This is a genomic window from Chitinophaga sp. 01L420 (assembly GCF_056399985.1).
In genome coordinates, this window is the sequence record NZ_JBFTSK010000017.1 from 37,825 (window position 1) to 51,457 (window position 13,633).

The following is a 13,633-nucleotide window of genomic DNA, read 5'->3' on the forward strand; positions in this document are numbered from 1 at the left end:
AAAGCTATAGGCTAAAAGCTTATTTTAGCATCAAAAAATCTATGAAAAACCTCCACATACCAGCCATTTGTGTACATGCCTATGGAGGCCCGGAACAGTTGAAACTGGAAGAGGTACCGGTACCAGTGCCTGCAAAAGACCAGGTGTTGATCAAGGTGGTAGCCAGTGGGGTAAATCCCATCGACTGGAAATTAAGAGAAGGATTAATGCAGCATCCGCTGCCCTATATACCCGGTGTGGAAGCATCCGGAGTAGTTACTGCTGTTGGTGAAGGTGTATTTGGTAAGAAAATAGGAGATGAAGTTTATGGCGCTGTGGATGGTTCCTATGCTGCCTATGCTATTTCCCCGGCAGAACTGTTGTTTCGTAAACCCACACATCTTTCCTTTGAGGAGGCAGCAGCCATGGGCGGCGCTAAAACAGCCTGGGGCGCATTGTTCGATGTGGCACGACTGACAAAGGGACAACGGATCCTGATTCATGCCGGCGCAGGTGGAGTGGGCCATTTCGCAGTACAACTGGCCTATAACGCCGGGGCCTATGTGATCGCAACCGCCAGCGCAGAGAATATCGCTTTTGTGACCGCATTAGGTGCCGACGAAGTGATCGACTACAAAGCCGCGCCTTTTGAAACGCAGGTACACTCAGTAGATATCGTGTTTGATACAGTAGGAGGAGATACCACAGAACGCTCCATGGGAGTGCTGAAACCCGGAGGACTGTTACTTTGTATTGTTCAGATGCCTGACCCCGAAAAGGTGACTGCTGCCGGTATCCGCGCCGTATGGGGTGGTACTAAAACACTGGCGGCCATGAAAGAAGTGCATAAAATGCTGGAAAGAGACCTGATCAAACCATATGTCCGCCGCGTGTTCCAGCCATTATCCCAGGCCGCTGCAGCGCAGGAGTTCAGCAAAAACGGCGGCCCTGGAAAAGGAAAAATTGTATTGAAAATTTCGGAAGAATAGAAAAAAAGCGCATACCGGTGTAGGTGCTATTTCCCCAATATCTTTTTTCTGTGTTGGATGCCCCACTTCTGTAAGGCAATGATAACGCTGTCTAACGTAGCGGCGTAGGGCGTCAGGGTATATTCTACGGATACGGGTTGTGTATCGTATACCGTACGCTTCACCAGCTTATGTGTTTCCAGGTCTTTCAGCTCTTTAGACAATACTTTAGACGTGATTTTAGGAATGCTGCGTTCAATATCCCGGAAACGTTTATGCCCCCTGGACACCGCAATGATAATAGGTAGCTTCCACTTACCACTGATCACATCCAGTGCATCCCTGACCGGCATAATCACTTTATGGCAGTCGCTGTGGCTGTTCCCTTCCACTTCTTTACCACAATTGATCGTTAATTCTTCTGTTTTCATCTGCATATAGGTTGGTTACCTCTTGTAAAGCACTTACTTAAAGGAAACTGGTTACTTTTTGATAGCAAATATATTAACTTTGCAGCTGGATCTTAAATAAAATATAATGAAAGTAGAAATATGGTCTGATATCATGTGTCCGTTTTGCTACATAGGCAAACGGCGGTTTGAAGCAGCATTGGAACAATTTCCGGGAAAAGATAACGTCACCGTAGAGTGGAAGAGCTTTCAACTGAATCCTGCGTTGCAATCTCAGCCAGGCAAGGATGTATACGATTATGTGGCAGAAATAAAAGGGCAGTCCCGTGAATGGTCTTTGACGGTACACGAACAAATGACCAGTACCGCTAAGGACGCCGGTCTCACCTATAACTTCGATAAAGCTGTCATCGCTAATTCCTTTGACGCACACCGCCTGATTCAACTGGCGAAAAAGCACCAGCTGGGCGACGCGGCAGAAGAACGCCTGTTTTACGCCTACTTCACCGAAGGCAAAGACATGAGCAATCACGAAACCCTGCTGGAACTCGGTACTGAAATAGGATTGGATAAAGCCGAAATAGCTGCGGTATTGAAATCCGGCGACCTGACCGCTGCTGTAAATAATGATGTGAATGAAGCACAGCAGCTAGGCATCAGAGGGGTACCGTTTTTTGTACTGGATCGTAAGTATGGCGTATCCGGCGCGCAACCGGTAGATGCATTTACGCAGGCATTGGAGCAGGCATATGGAGAATGGAAGAAAACACAATCCGTAACAGAGCTGGAAACCTTATCAGGACAAGTTTGTACACCGGATGGTGATTGTAAATAAATTTCTTTGAGGAAAAGGTTGGCTAAAAGCCAACCTTTTTTTGTTAACCTTAACCAGTCAGATAAATTTCCTTTTACAAGGATCAGGAATTTGTTAATCTTATCTCTACTGTACTGGCGCTGCCGGATATGGGAACAGGCGACAATATTACAGGTACATTGGAACCCATAGACGGATAATAAAATTGCATAGGCGTTTTATAAGCCAGCACCCCATCTACATATGCACTTACATAGTAGTGATACCCATAAGGCACATCAATGAAATAGAGATTTACTGTAATCGATTCATTAGGCGGATTGAACGCCAGTTTATAGGGCGATGTATAATATCCCCCAAAGGCATTGACCCCTGTAGCATCATTACCGCTTCCGGCAAAAGAAATAGTGTGAAACTGAATAGTGGGACTTCCGCTTCCGGATGGCGGTGTTAGTTGCCCGTTTTTAATCAGCGTACACACGTAGCTCTGGGAGCGGGCGGAGAAGGCAACAGTCATTAGGGCAACCAGCAACGTCAATGAATACGGGATCTTCTTGGTTAAATGCATAACATGAAATTTAGGGAAGGTTTTAAAATGGGTATACTAAACAGACTGAATTAAGGTGGTAATAAAGTAGGGATATTTTTTAATAAAATATTTATTTTTTGGTTGAATGGCAAGCATGATTTTCTCTCTTACCTTTATGCCATAATTATCGATCTTATGGCGCTTCTGAAAAGAATAAACCCTTTTTCCAGACAAAATGACGACACCGGATTTGGCGTGAATGCAAATGGTTACGGCGGTCGTTTTATCAATCGTGACGGGAGTTTTAATATACGTCGTGAAGGACGTTCCTTTATGCACCGTTTCAATATTTATCATGCATTGCTGAACGTGCCGGCCTGGCAGTTTGGCGTGGTCATCCTGCTTTTTTATTTTTCTATCAACCTGCTGTATTCCGGTATATACTGGTGGTTAGGGGCAGCACAATTCCAGGGTATTATAGGTCAAACAACCTGGGAAAGATTTAAAGAGATTTATTTCTTCAGCACAGAAACCTTTACCACAGTAGGGTACGGCCGGGTAAACCCCGTAGGAGATGGTGTAAACCTAGTAGCGGCAATTGAGGCCATGACGGGTTTCCTCTCATTTGCGGTGGCTACAGGTCTTATCTATGGCCGGTTTTCGAAGCCCCGGGCCCATCTGCTGTTTAGCGATGAAGCACTCATTGCTCCTTACCAGGATAAAACAGCCCTCATGTTCCGCTTTGCTTCCTACAAAGAACATCACACGCTCACCAATGTGGAAGTGCTGGTAACACTGGGTTTGCAGATACAGGAGAATGGCAATGCGGTATATAAATTTTATACGCTGCCATTGGAGAGGAGGATGGTAGAAACATTATCAATGAATTGGACAGTGGTGCATCCCATTGATGAAAACAGCCCCCTGCTTGGATTTTCTGCACAGGATCTGGAAACGGCAGATGTGGAACTATATGTAACCGTAAAAGGATTTAATGATGTATACGCTAATACCGTGATACAGCGTACCTCTTACACCTACCAGGAAATTTTGCATAACCGCAAATTTGTACCAATGTACCGGGAAAGTGAGAACGGGAAAACAACGATACTGGAGTTACATCATCTGAGCAAAACAAAGGCAGTAGAAGTAGCTGTGGAAGCGTAAATAACAGCTGCTGCTATGCTGTTGAAGGCATAGCAGCAGTACTTGAAATTATGCTTTACGGGAAATGAGTAACAATCCCAGGTAGGTAAATAATCCATTAATAATCAGTAATTCCAATCCTATCTGGAAGCTGCCGAAGAGGGCAGACTGATTAAGATCAACCACCAGGCAGAGCAGGGGAGCAGCCACACATACTATCGGTACCAGCATATCGTTTACCCGGCGTTTAGTTAAAATACCAAAGGCAAATAACCCCAGCAACGGACCATAAGTGTAGGTGGCTACTTTAAGAATCACACCTATCATACTCTGGTTATTCACCCACTCAAATATCATCACAAACAGCAGGAAAATAAATGCCATCATCAGGTGTATACGCTGACGGTATTTTTTCTTCTGTTCTTCTGTCCAGTCAGTTCTCGTTTGCATGTTCAGGATGTCGATGCAAAGAGAGGAGGTCAGCGCCGTCATAGCACCATCTGCACTGGGGAACAGCGCGGAGATCAGTGCAATGATGAAGATAACGGAGATCACGGGCGGCATATGATGCAATGCCAGCTCCGGGAATAATTTATCTCCCGTAACAGTTACCTGCTGCTGGGCACCATATAAGTGAAGTAAACCACCCAGGAAAAGAAACAGCCCAATTACGATCACCATAATAAAGGCCAGCGATACCATATTTTTTTTCGAATCTTTTAATGTTTTTACAGAGATGTTTTTCTGCATCATCTCCTGATCTAAACCGGTCATGGTAATGGTGATGAAGGCTCCCGCCACAATCTGTTTAAGGAAAAAGAGTTTGCTGTCCGGATCTGTATTGAAGATGGTAGTCAGCCCTTTCTCGTGCATGGCGGTGAAACTTTCTCCCAGGTTCAGGTGCATGGTATGCAGCATAAATCCTACACAAATCACCAGTCCTGCCAGCATACAGGTAGTTTGTAAAGTATCAGTATACACAATGGTTTTAACACCACCTTCATAGGTATACAGCAATATCATAAACAGGATGATCAGCGTGGTAAGCCAGAAGGGAACACCGAAGCTGGAAAGAATAGCATCCTGTAATATTCTTACTACCAGGTACAACCTGGCGGTAGCTCCCAGGGTGCGGGAAAGAATAAAGAAGGAGGCGCCTGTTTTGTAAGAACGGTTGCCAAAACGACTATCCAGGTAATTATAGATAGAGGTGAGCTGTAACCGGTAATACAATGGTATCAATACATAGGCGATGGTGATGTATCCTATGAAATATCCAAGGGTGATCTGCATGTAAGAGAAGGCATCTTTTCCTACGGCTCCCGGTACGCTTACAAATGTAACTCCGCTGAGGGAAGTACCTATCATACCAAAGGCAACCAGCATCCAGTTACTGTTACGGTTACCGATAAAAAAGGAGTCATTGTTGGAATTACGACCCGTGTACCATGCTACTACTAAGAGAATTACAAAGTAGGCAACGACGAATGAGAATAATAAACCTGGCGACATAAATCAAATTTGATCAAGATACTACTTTCCTGCAAAGAGGCAAAGATAATGATCTTCCTGTCTTCCGGCGGGAAGGGAATGCTTCCCTCATTTATTGACATGGATCAATTTTCAGGGAAGCGGATAAAGTCATCTTTGCGGCATCAAAAAATATGATATGTCTGTTTTAACAATGAATGCTCCGCCAGTGGCGGATTCGCCTCAACCCCATCCATGGCCGGTGAAGGCAGCAGTGATAGGAATTTCACTGATCCTGTTTATGGTAAACCTGGATACAAGTATTGTCATCGTTGGATTACCGGTATTAACGAAACAATTACAAGCTTCTTTTGCGGCGGCACAATGGGTGGTTCTTAGTTACATGCTGCCGCTTACTGCACTGATTGCCGGTGCCGGCCGTCTGGGAGACATCTTTGGTAAAAAGAAATTATACCTGTTTGGTATTAGCTTGTTTACCCTCGCTTCCCTTGGCTGTGGCCTGGCCCCGGGTATCAGTACGCTGATCGTTTTCCGGGGCTTGCAGGGTGTTGGCGCCGCTTTTTGTTTATCACTCAGCTTTGCTATTGCGGGCGACCTGGTACCTAAAACACAATTGGGCAAAACAATGGGATGGCTTACAATGATGGTGCCCCTGGGCATTGCTTCCGGCCCTACCTGTGGCGGCATCCTTGTATCTACGCTGGGCTGGCAGTCTATGTTTCTCGTGAATATTCCGCTGGGTATACTGGCATATGCGCTGGTGCGCCGGTACGTACCTGTGGTGGCCAAAGCGGGAGCGCAGCAAACTGATTGGACCGGGATGCTGATCCTTGCAGGGGTACTGGTTTGCTATTGCATGGGCATGACCATGATGGAGGATCAGGGGCTGCTAAGCGGGCCGGTACTGATTTTGCTGGCTGGTTTTGCCGGTGGCAGCGTACTCTTTGTGTGCTACGAAAAAAAGGTCAGCCAGCCATTTCTGAACATGCAACTGTTTCGTAATCCCTTGTTGAGCGCAAGTCTTATTGCTGCATGGCTGGTGTATACCGTCATCATGGCAACCGTGGTACTATTACCATTTTACCTTACAAATGAAGGATATTATACCCCATTACAAACAGGGTTGCTGATGTCATTTGGTCCACTGGTGACCGCGGTGCTAAGTGTGTTTGCAGGTAAGGCGGCCGATAAATTTCATGCCCGTAAAGTAATGCAGGCAGGGGTACTCATCATGGTGGCTGGTTGCCTGGCGATGAGCAGTCTTAGGACTGAACAGGGTATCTTTGGCTTTTTATGGCGCATCGGGCTGATTCAGGTAGGACTTACTTTCTTCCAAACACCCAACAATACAGCGGTGATGGAGTTGGCAACACCAGAACAGCGGGGATTGATGAGTGGGTTGTTATCATTGTCGCGCACTACCGGTCATATAACGGGAACGGCTGTACTGGGAGCTGTATTTGCTTTGCTCATCCGGCAGGGAACTATTACGCACGCTATCTCTGTGGTATTCCTGGTGGCAACTACCCTGGTGGCGATCGCCGCATTATTAATATATTTGGTGCTGAGAAAGCAGGCACACCGTAATAACATGTAAGTATGTACGAACAGCTCACCACCTACATCCTCAGCAAAGTAAATGTAACAGATGCGCAACTCAGCGTCATACTGTCTCATTTCAAACCGCTGAAAACGGTCCGCAATCAGCTGCTGCTGGCGGAAGGAGAGGTGGCTAAAAATATCTTTTTTGTCGGCAGCGGTTGTGTAAGGGTTTATTTTTTGGATGAAAACGGACAGGAAGCTACCCGCTATCTCGCATTTGAGAATAATTTTGTCAGCGGATTAATGAGTTTTATTGGCCAACAGCCCTCTCATGAATTCATCCAGGCAGTGTTGCCGGGTCAACTGCTGGCCATCTCCCGTAACGATTTTTATTACCTGCTGGATACCATACCGGGCTGGGAGAAATTTTATCGTCACTACCTTGAAAATGCCTACGTGGTAAACACCGGGAGATTGATGAGTTTTATCACCCAGAGTGCCGGAGAAAGGTACCAGCAACTACTGCACAAAAATCCGCATATCGTACAAAGGCTCCCTAATAAGTTAGTGGCCTCTTACCTGAATATTTCCCAGGAAACGCTCAGCCGCCTGAAATCAAAACGGCCGTAGCCCATCTCCGGTGATACCGGATGAAGGGGATTTCAATAACCGGACGGGCTGTTGCGCCCACTCCGGTTGCAGCACGCTAACGAATGTTTTGCACGCCACGATTCACCTGGTAACAGATCGTCAACGGAATAAAAGACCACCGGAAAGGGCAAATTATGGCCATTAATAAATACTTGACAAAGGCAAATAATAAATTTGCTTTTGTCAAGTATTTATTTACTTTTGTCTGGAAAACAATCACCTATGGCCAACGAATCTCCCGTAGTCAGCGACATCCGAAGCTTTAACCGCTTTTACACCGGCATGATCGGATTGCTCAATCAACATATACTGGAAAGTAACTTATCCCTCTCTGAAGTAAGGGTCATTTATGAAATCGGGCAGCTCAATAAATGCACCGCAGGGGAGTTAATTAATATTTTAAAGATCGATGGTGGTTACCTCAGCCGCATGCTGAAGAAGTTCGAAAAGAACGGTTGGCTGAACAGACAGCAGTCTACCGCCGACGGCCGTACGTTTTTTCTGCACCTCAGCGCTGCCGGTAAAAAACTGTTGGCAGGACTGGAAGAAAAGTCTACCGGAGAAATTCAGCACCTGATAGCCCCTTTGGCTGAAAAGCAACAGCTCCAAGTATCCGGCGCCATGAAAACGATACAACAGGTGTTGTCTGCCGGGGAAGGAGCAACCGTTTCGGATATCCATATCCGTTATAACCTCCAGCCAGGGGATGTGGGTTACCTCATTTACCTGCATGGACACCTGTATGCGAAAGAATCGGGGTACAACCTGGAGTTCGAAGCATACGTATGTAAAACATTCTACGAATTTTTACCTACCTATAATCCCGCCAAGGATCGCATCTTCCTGGCGATAGCAGATAATCAGATCGTGGGATCTGTAGCTATCCTGGGCTCTTCCAGGCACCTGGCGCAGCTTCGCTGGTTCCTGATACACCCGGACTACCGGGGCAGAGGATTGGGTAAAAAATTATTACAGGAAGCCATTGTCTTCTGCCGGGAGAAAGATTATCAGAAAGTATACCTGATGACAACCAGTATGCAGGAAACGGCGATTGCACTTTATAAAAATGCAGGCTTCCGCAAAACAGGTGAAAAATACCTGCAGCTATGGGGTCAACAACTGTATGAACAGCGCTATGATATGGATTTGTTTTAAGCGTATTTGTGTAACAATACAATCTGCCCCAGGTGATAGGCATCATGTTCTGCCAGTCCCTGCAGATAATAGATAGCTATGTGTTCTGTGCCGGGAAAAGTATCGAACAATTCCTTCTCCGGAAATTTACGGATCGTGGTGGCTATCTGCTCAAAAGAATGCGTCAGCCGGTGTATGGTGGCCTGCCAGTTTTCTTCTCCATGATTTTCAGGCATATAAAAATCCGGCAGATCTCCGTCCTGCTCGGGGGCTTCGTTATGCATAAAACGTTGCGCACGCTGATGCCAGAATATGATATGATTGACAATCTCCCAGATATTATTTGATTCCCCAAACGTCTTTACTGCCTGTCGCGCATCAATGCGGGATAGGTGCGGGGAAAAGGTAACATCAATCCAGGGCTGTCCATTGTAAAGGTTTTCCAGTGAAGCGGCTAAATGTTCCGTTAACGACATACGATCGGATTTTATTTTTTAAAAGATATCCTTGTCTCTTTTAAACGGGTACTTACATAACCGGTGTACGGCTGTATAAATAAGAATATAACCCCTTTAATCATAATAATCATCTAAATGTGGGTAAGACAAAGGCCGGTAGCCATGTCGTAATTCGAATTTACTGAATTCTTTCCCTTATTTTTAAAGAATATAAAAAAACCATCGTTATGGATCAGCAGCAACTGGAGAACAACAAAAATGAAGATGCTATGCGGATGGCAATCAGCACCATGAAACAACGCCTCGGAGTAATAGAACAGGGCGGAGGAAAGAAAAGCCTGGAGAAAGTACGGCAGCGCGGCAAGCTGACTGCCCGTGAACGTATTCATTATTTAATAGACAGGGATTCTGCGTTTACAGAGATAGGTGCTTTTGYAGCTTATGATATGTACGCAGAATATGGTGGATGCCCTGCAGCAGGCACTGTAGGCGGAATAGGCTACGTAAGTGGCCGGCAGTGCATGATTGTAGCGAATGACATGACGGTGAAAGCAGGTGCCTGGTTTCCGATGACCGGCAAAAAGAATCTTCGCCTGCAGGAAATTGCCATGGAAAACAGGCTGCCGGTGATCTACCTGGTAGATAGTGCTGGTGTATTTCTGCCCATGCAGGACGAAATATTTCCGGATAAAGAACATTTCGGACGCATCTTCCGCAACAATGCACGGATGAGTGCCATGGGGATTACACAGATTGCAGCGGTGATGGGCAGCTGTGTTGCTGGTGGAGCGTATCTGCCTATTATGAGCGATGAAGTACTGATGGTAGAAGGCAACGGTTCCATTTTCCTCGCAGGCCCCTACCTGGTAAAAGCAGCGATAGGCGAAGACGTAGATGCGGATACGTTAGGCGGCGCCGTTACACATACAGAAATTTCAGGTATAGCCGACTATAAATTTAAAACAGATGAAGAATGCCTCGACCAGGTAAAGCGCATTGTAAGTAAGCTGGGACATCAGCCTACCGCGGGATTTGATCGGATTGAACCTCATATGCCGCTGAAGTCAGGAGAAGACCTGGACAGCGTTTTGCCGGTAGACAGCTCCCGTCCTTACGATATGCTGGAAGTGATTGAACGCCTGGTAGACGGATCTGCCTTTGATCAGTATAAACAGGATTATGGCAAAACCATCTTATGTGGGTATGCCCGCATTGATGGCTGGGCGGTGGGCATTGTGGCCAATCAACGTAAAATAGTAAAAAGCCGCAAAGGTGAAATGCAGATGGGTGGCGTTATCTATAACGACAGCGCCGATAAAGCTGCCCGCTTTATTATGAACTGCAACCAGAAAAAAATTCCGCTGGTATTTTTGCAGGACGTTACCGGATTCATGGTCGGCAGCAGGAGTGAACACGCCGGAATTATTAAAGACGGCGCCAAATTAGTGAATGCAGTGGCCAACTCCGTGGTACCCAAAATAACTATCATCATAGGTAATTCATATGGCGCCGGCAATTACGCCATGTGTGGTAAGGCCTATGATCCCCGTTTTATCTATGCATGGCCTTCCGCCAAAATAGCGGTGATGGGAGGAGAGCAGGCAGCCAAAACATTACTACAGATTCAGGTGGCATCTCTCAAAGCAAAAGGAGAGGTGATTACACCGGAAGAAGAAGCCCGCCTGCTGAAAGAAATTACAGATAAGTATTACGCACAAACCACTCCTTATTATGCGGCATCCCGCCTGTGGGTAGATGATATCATCGACCCGGCAGACACCCGGGTGCGCATTGCGGAAGGTCTCAAAGCAGCTAACAACGCACCGGTAGAACAGGCATTTAATGTTGGTGTGTTTCAGGTGTAGAAAGAGCGGAAAGCTTAAAGCAGAAAGCAAAAAGCTATTGAAGCGGATACTTTAAGCGTTATTCGCTATTATCTTCGCTTCAATAGCTTTTTGCTTTCTGCTTTCCGCTTTATGCCAATATAATCTATCTTAGCGCTTCTTTAAAAATGAACATGGCTGAGCTGGTAGTATATACTGATGGTGCATCCCGCGGCAATCCTGGCCCGGGAGGATATGGCGTTGTGCTGATATGGGGAAATATCAGGAAAGAATTATCGCAGGGATATCGTAAAACCACTAACAACAGGATGGAACTCCTGGCGGTGATTGTAGCACTGGAAGCCCTGAAGAAAGAGGGCGTGGCAGTCACTATTTTTACAGACAGCAAATACGTGGTAGATAGTATTGAAAAAGGCTGGCTATGGGGCTGGGTAAAAATTAATTTTAAAGACAAAAAGAATAAAGACCTCTGGTTACGTTTCATTCCCTTATATAAAAAGCATAAAATAAAAATGCAGTGGGTGAAAGGGCATGCCAGCAATCCGTTCAATAACCGCTGTGATGAATTGGCTACACAGGCTGCCGACAGCGGCGACTGGCTGATTGATGAGGGATTTGAAAGTGGATTGATGTAGAATAAGCTTCTTCCTTCCGAACCAAGAGGTGATCATAATTGTAATATAAGCGCAAACTTAATATTTCATTATGCTCACCTGGTTTATCGACACGCTGCAGAAATACCCTGAAATAGCGGTGATGCTTACCCTGCTTATTGGCTACCTGATCGGGAAAGCACACATCAAAGGCTTTACATTGGGTACGGTAACCGGTGTATTACTGGTGGGTATTGCCATTGGCAGTTTTCATATTAGTATTCCTTCTGAAACAAAATCTATCTTCTTCCTGTTCTTCCTGTTTTGTACAGGTTATGGTATAGGCCCCCAGTTTTTTCAGGGCCTGAAAAAAGATGGATTACCTATTGCACTATTCTCCTTTATTGTATGTTGCAGCAGCTTACTCTTTTGCTGGGGTATTGCCTCTTTGCTGCACTTCGAAACCGGTACCACCGCTGGCTTAATGTCAGGTGCCAATACCTGCTCCGCTATTATAGGGGTTGCTTCCAATACCATCAATGAACTGGATCTGAATGATGACCAAAAAACAACCCTGGTCAACCAGATTCCAATCGCCTACGCAGTCACTTATATTTTTGGTACGGCCGGCACCAGCTGGTTTCTTTCTGTGATTGGTCCCTGGTTTATGTCTGGTAGCCGGGCAAAGTTAATTGAAGAAACCAAAGAGCTGGAAGCGAAGGTATCGGAAGCCAGTGCAGAAGGAGAGGAGAATATCACCAACGCCTATGATCACGTGGCGTTCCGGGCCTACCTCGTCAACGGAGAGCTGGCGGGAGAGGGCAGAACGGTAGGTGAGATTGAAGAGATGCTGCATGACAAAAAAAGACTGTTGTACATTTTGCGGGTAAGACGAAGCGGGAAACTGTTTGAAACCAGTAATGGATTTATCATTAAGCCCGGAGATATTATTGCCATCGGTGGTCAACGCTCTGCGGCAATTGCTTCGGAATCCTTACTGGGTAAAGAGGTGGCAGATGCGGAATTACTGACTTTTCCCGTGCAGTCAGCTTCAGTGATTATCACCAATAAGGCGGCTAATAATAAACCACTGAAGGAATTTACCCGGCATCCTGAATTTCATGGCATCAGCGTACGCAAAATCACCCGCTCCGGTATCGAAATGCCTTTGTCTGCACACACCATTGTACAAAAAGGAGATGTGGTAGAAATGGTAGGTATTCAGCAGGAACTGGACAAAGCGGTGGCGGTGCTAGGCTATAAGGAACGGGGTGGCGTGGAAACAGATATCGTTTATCTCGCAGCTGGTATCGTGGCAGGTACACTGTTTGGCAGTCTCAGTGTACGCCTGGGTAATGTACCGGTAGAACTAAGTACCAGCGGTGGTGCACTGATTGCCGGTCTGGTATTTGGCTGGGCACGTGGTCTCCATCCCCGTTTTGGTTATATTCCCGCTGCCTCCCAATGGGTACTCACCAAGCTGGGCTTACATGTATTCATTGCCATCGTTGGACTAAGTGCCAGTGAAGGCTTTTTAAAAGGATTGAAAGAAGAAGGCGTAACGCTTTTCCTGGCGGGTGTGGTACTAAGCCTGTTGCCAATGGTAGTGGCGCTGTTTCTCTCTAAATATGTATTCAAGTTCCATCCGGCTATAGGTCTTGGCGCCTGTGCGGGCGCGCATGATGAATCTGCCCCTTTGCTGGCGGTGCAGGACGCCCTGAATAGTAAAGTGCCTGCGCTCGGATATACAGTGGCTTATGCGGTGGCTAATATTACCCTCACTACTTCCGGTGTTATTATTGTCCTTTTAATACACAAGGGAGGCTAACCGTTCATCATATTTTTTTCATAGAAATTTCAGTCTTGTCTTGTACATTAATTTTAATGTGTTATTTTTATTTCAACTTTTTTAACAATTCTTTTGTTTTTATCTCTTAAAGATGATAGCTTTGCGGCCCACTAGTCTATAGGAATTATAGGATAATAAATTTGGAACTGTTTTTAAAGAAAAAGCTTATGGAGAAATATACCCAACCATTTACTGTTTACAACTATTGTTGTTGCATTAATTAAA

The 13,633-nt window shown here is 45.8% G+C and carries 13 protein-coding genes; 9 read left to right on the forward strand and 4 right to left on the reverse strand.

The features are described from left to right. The first annotated feature begins 41 nt into the window (after positions 1 to 41). Positions 42 to 968 carry an NADP-dependent oxidoreductase gene (locus tag AC1DP6_RS17820; RefSeq protein WP_477056048.1) on the forward strand — a complete coding sequence of 309 codons (927 nt, stop codon included), beginning with the start codon at positions 42 to 44 and terminating at the stop codon, positions 966 to 968. Between the two features lie 26 nt (positions 969 to 994). Here the strand turns inward: AC1DP6_RS17820 and AC1DP6_RS17825 are convergent, their stop codons facing one another. Continuing rightward, positions 995 to 1,378 (reverse strand): winged helix-turn-helix transcriptional regulator, encoded by a 384-nt coding sequence (locus AC1DP6_RS17825; protein ID WP_477056049.1) that lies wholly within the window; start codon positions 1,376 to 1,378, stop codon positions 995 to 997. Positions 1,379 to 1,484: 106 nt separating this feature from the next. Here AC1DP6_RS17825 and AC1DP6_RS17830 point away from each other — a divergent pair, with 106 nt between their 5' ends. After that, on the forward strand, positions 1,485 to 2,192 hold the full coding sequence (locus tag AC1DP6_RS17830; RefSeq protein ID WP_477056050.1) for a DsbA family oxidoreductase: 708 nt from the start codon (positions 1,485 to 1,487) through the stop codon (positions 2,190 to 2,192). 82 nt (positions 2,193 to 2,274) lie between these two features. Here AC1DP6_RS17830 and AC1DP6_RS17835 read toward each other — a convergent pair whose 3' ends face one another. Beyond that, on the reverse strand, positions 2,275 to 2,739 hold the full coding sequence (locus tag AC1DP6_RS17835; RefSeq protein WP_477056051.1) for a hypothetical protein: 465 nt from the start codon (positions 2,737 to 2,739) through the stop codon (positions 2,275 to 2,277). Between the two features lie 156 nt (positions 2,740 to 2,895). Between AC1DP6_RS17835 and AC1DP6_RS17840 the strand changes: the two genes are divergently transcribed. Then, positions 2,896 to 3,867 carry an ion channel gene (locus AC1DP6_RS17840; RefSeq protein ID WP_477056052.1) on the forward strand — a complete coding sequence of 324 codons (972 nt, stop codon included), beginning with the start codon at positions 2,896 to 2,898 and terminating at the stop codon, positions 3,865 to 3,867. Between the two features lie 48 nt (positions 3,868 to 3,915). Here AC1DP6_RS17840 and AC1DP6_RS17845 read toward each other — a convergent pair whose 3' ends face one another. Further along, positions 3,916 to 5,358: a sodium:solute symporter gene (locus AC1DP6_RS17845; protein WP_477056053.1), complete on the reverse strand. Its 1,443-nt coding sequence runs from the start codon at positions 5,356 to 5,358 to the stop codon at positions 3,916 to 3,918. A 157-nt stretch (positions 5,359 to 5,515) separates the two neighbouring features. Here AC1DP6_RS17845 and AC1DP6_RS17850 point away from each other — a divergent pair, with 157 nt between their 5' ends. From AC1DP6_RS17850 to AC1DP6_RS17860, 3 genes are all read left to right on the forward strand, one after another. Beyond that, positions 5,516 to 6,934: an MFS transporter gene (locus AC1DP6_RS17850; protein WP_477056054.1), complete on the forward strand. Its 1,419-nt coding sequence runs from the start codon at positions 5,516 to 5,518 to the stop codon at positions 6,932 to 6,934. Positions 6,935 to 6,936: 2 nt separating this feature from the next. Then, entirely contained in the window at positions 6,937 to 7,509 is a 573-nt protein-coding gene (locus AC1DP6_RS17855) for a Crp/Fnr family transcriptional regulator (protein WP_477026383.1), read from the forward strand. Between the two features lie 243 nt (positions 7,510 to 7,752). Continuing rightward, positions 7,753 to 8,685, forward strand: a complete 933-nt coding sequence (locus AC1DP6_RS17860; RefSeq protein ID WP_477056055.1) for a bifunctional helix-turn-helix transcriptional regulator/GNAT family N-acetyltransferase — start codon at positions 7,753 to 7,755, stop codon at positions 8,683 to 8,685. Here AC1DP6_RS17860 and AC1DP6_RS17865 read toward each other — a convergent pair. Further along, positions 8,682 to 9,140 carry a DinB family protein gene (locus tag AC1DP6_RS17865; protein ID WP_477056056.1) on the reverse strand — a complete coding sequence of 153 codons (459 nt, stop codon included), beginning with the start codon at positions 9,138 to 9,140 and terminating at the stop codon, positions 8,682 to 8,684. The genes AC1DP6_RS17860 and AC1DP6_RS17865 overlap by 4 nt on opposite strands. A 209-nt stretch (positions 9,141 to 9,349) precedes the next feature. Between AC1DP6_RS17865 and AC1DP6_RS17870 the strand changes: the two genes are divergently transcribed. The 3 genes from AC1DP6_RS17870 to aspT all read left to right on the forward strand — a co-directional run bounded on the left by AC1DP6_RS17870 (position 9,350) and on the right by aspT (position 13,387). Beyond that, a complete protein-coding gene (locus AC1DP6_RS17870) occupies positions 9,350 to 10,987 on the forward strand; it encodes an acyl-CoA carboxylase subunit beta (RefSeq protein ID WP_477056057.1) in 1,638 nt (545 codons plus the stop codon). Between the two features lie 152 nt (positions 10,988 to 11,139). After that, positions 11,140 to 11,601, forward strand: coding sequence for a ribonuclease HI (gene rnhA, locus AC1DP6_RS17875; RefSeq protein WP_477056058.1), 462 nt, complete (start codon positions 11,140 to 11,142; stop codon positions 11,599 to 11,601). Between the two features lie 70 nt (positions 11,602 to 11,671). Continuing rightward, positions 11,672 to 13,387, forward strand: coding sequence for an aspartate-alanine antiporter (gene aspT, locus AC1DP6_RS17880; protein WP_477056059.1), 1,716 nt, complete (start codon positions 11,672 to 11,674; stop codon positions 13,385 to 13,387). Positions 13,388 to 13,633 lie beyond the last annotated feature (246 nt).

Coding starts and splice junctions, on each gene's coding strand:
- AC1DP6_RS17850 (WP_477056054.1), top strand. CDS start 5,516: ATGTCTGTTTTAACAATGAATGCTCCGCCAGTGGCGGATTCGCCTCAA.
- AC1DP6_RS17840 (WP_477056052.1), top strand. CDS start 2,896: ATGGCGCTTCTGAAAAGAATAAACCCTTTTTCCAGACAAAATGACGAC.
- AC1DP6_RS17820 (WP_477056048.1), top strand. CDS start 42: ATGAAAAACCTCCACATACCAGCCATTTGTGTACATGCCTATGGAGGC.
- rnhA (WP_477056058.1), top strand. CDS start 11,140: ATGGCTGAGCTGGTAGTATATACTGATGGTGCATCCCGCGGCAATCCT.
- aspT (WP_477056059.1), top strand. CDS start 11,672: ATGCTCACCTGGTTTATCGACACGCTGCAGAAATACCCTGAAATAGCG.
- AC1DP6_RS17830 (WP_477056050.1), top strand. CDS start 1,485: ATGAAAGTAGAAATATGGTCTGATATCATGTGTCCGTTTTGCTACATA.
- AC1DP6_RS17825 (WP_477056049.1), bottom strand. CDS start 1,378: ATGAAAACAGAAGAATTAACGATCAATTGTGGTAAAGAAGTGGAAGGG.
- AC1DP6_RS17845 (WP_477056053.1), bottom strand. CDS start 5,358: ATGTCGCCAGGTTTATTATTCTCATTCGTCGTTGCCTACTTTGTAATT.
- AC1DP6_RS17855 (WP_477026383.1), top strand. CDS start 6,937: ATGTACGAACAGCTCACCACCTACATCCTCAGCAAAGTAAATGTAACA.
- AC1DP6_RS17860 (WP_477056055.1), top strand. CDS start 7,753: ATGGCCAACGAATCTCCCGTAGTCAGCGACATCCGAAGCTTTAACCGC.
- AC1DP6_RS17865 (WP_477056056.1), bottom strand. CDS start 9,140: ATGTCGTTAACGGAACATTTAGCCGCTTCACTGGAAAACCTTTACAAT.
- AC1DP6_RS17835 (WP_477056051.1), bottom strand. CDS start 2,739: ATGCATTTAACCAAGAAGATCCCGTATTCATTGACGTTGCTGGTTGCC.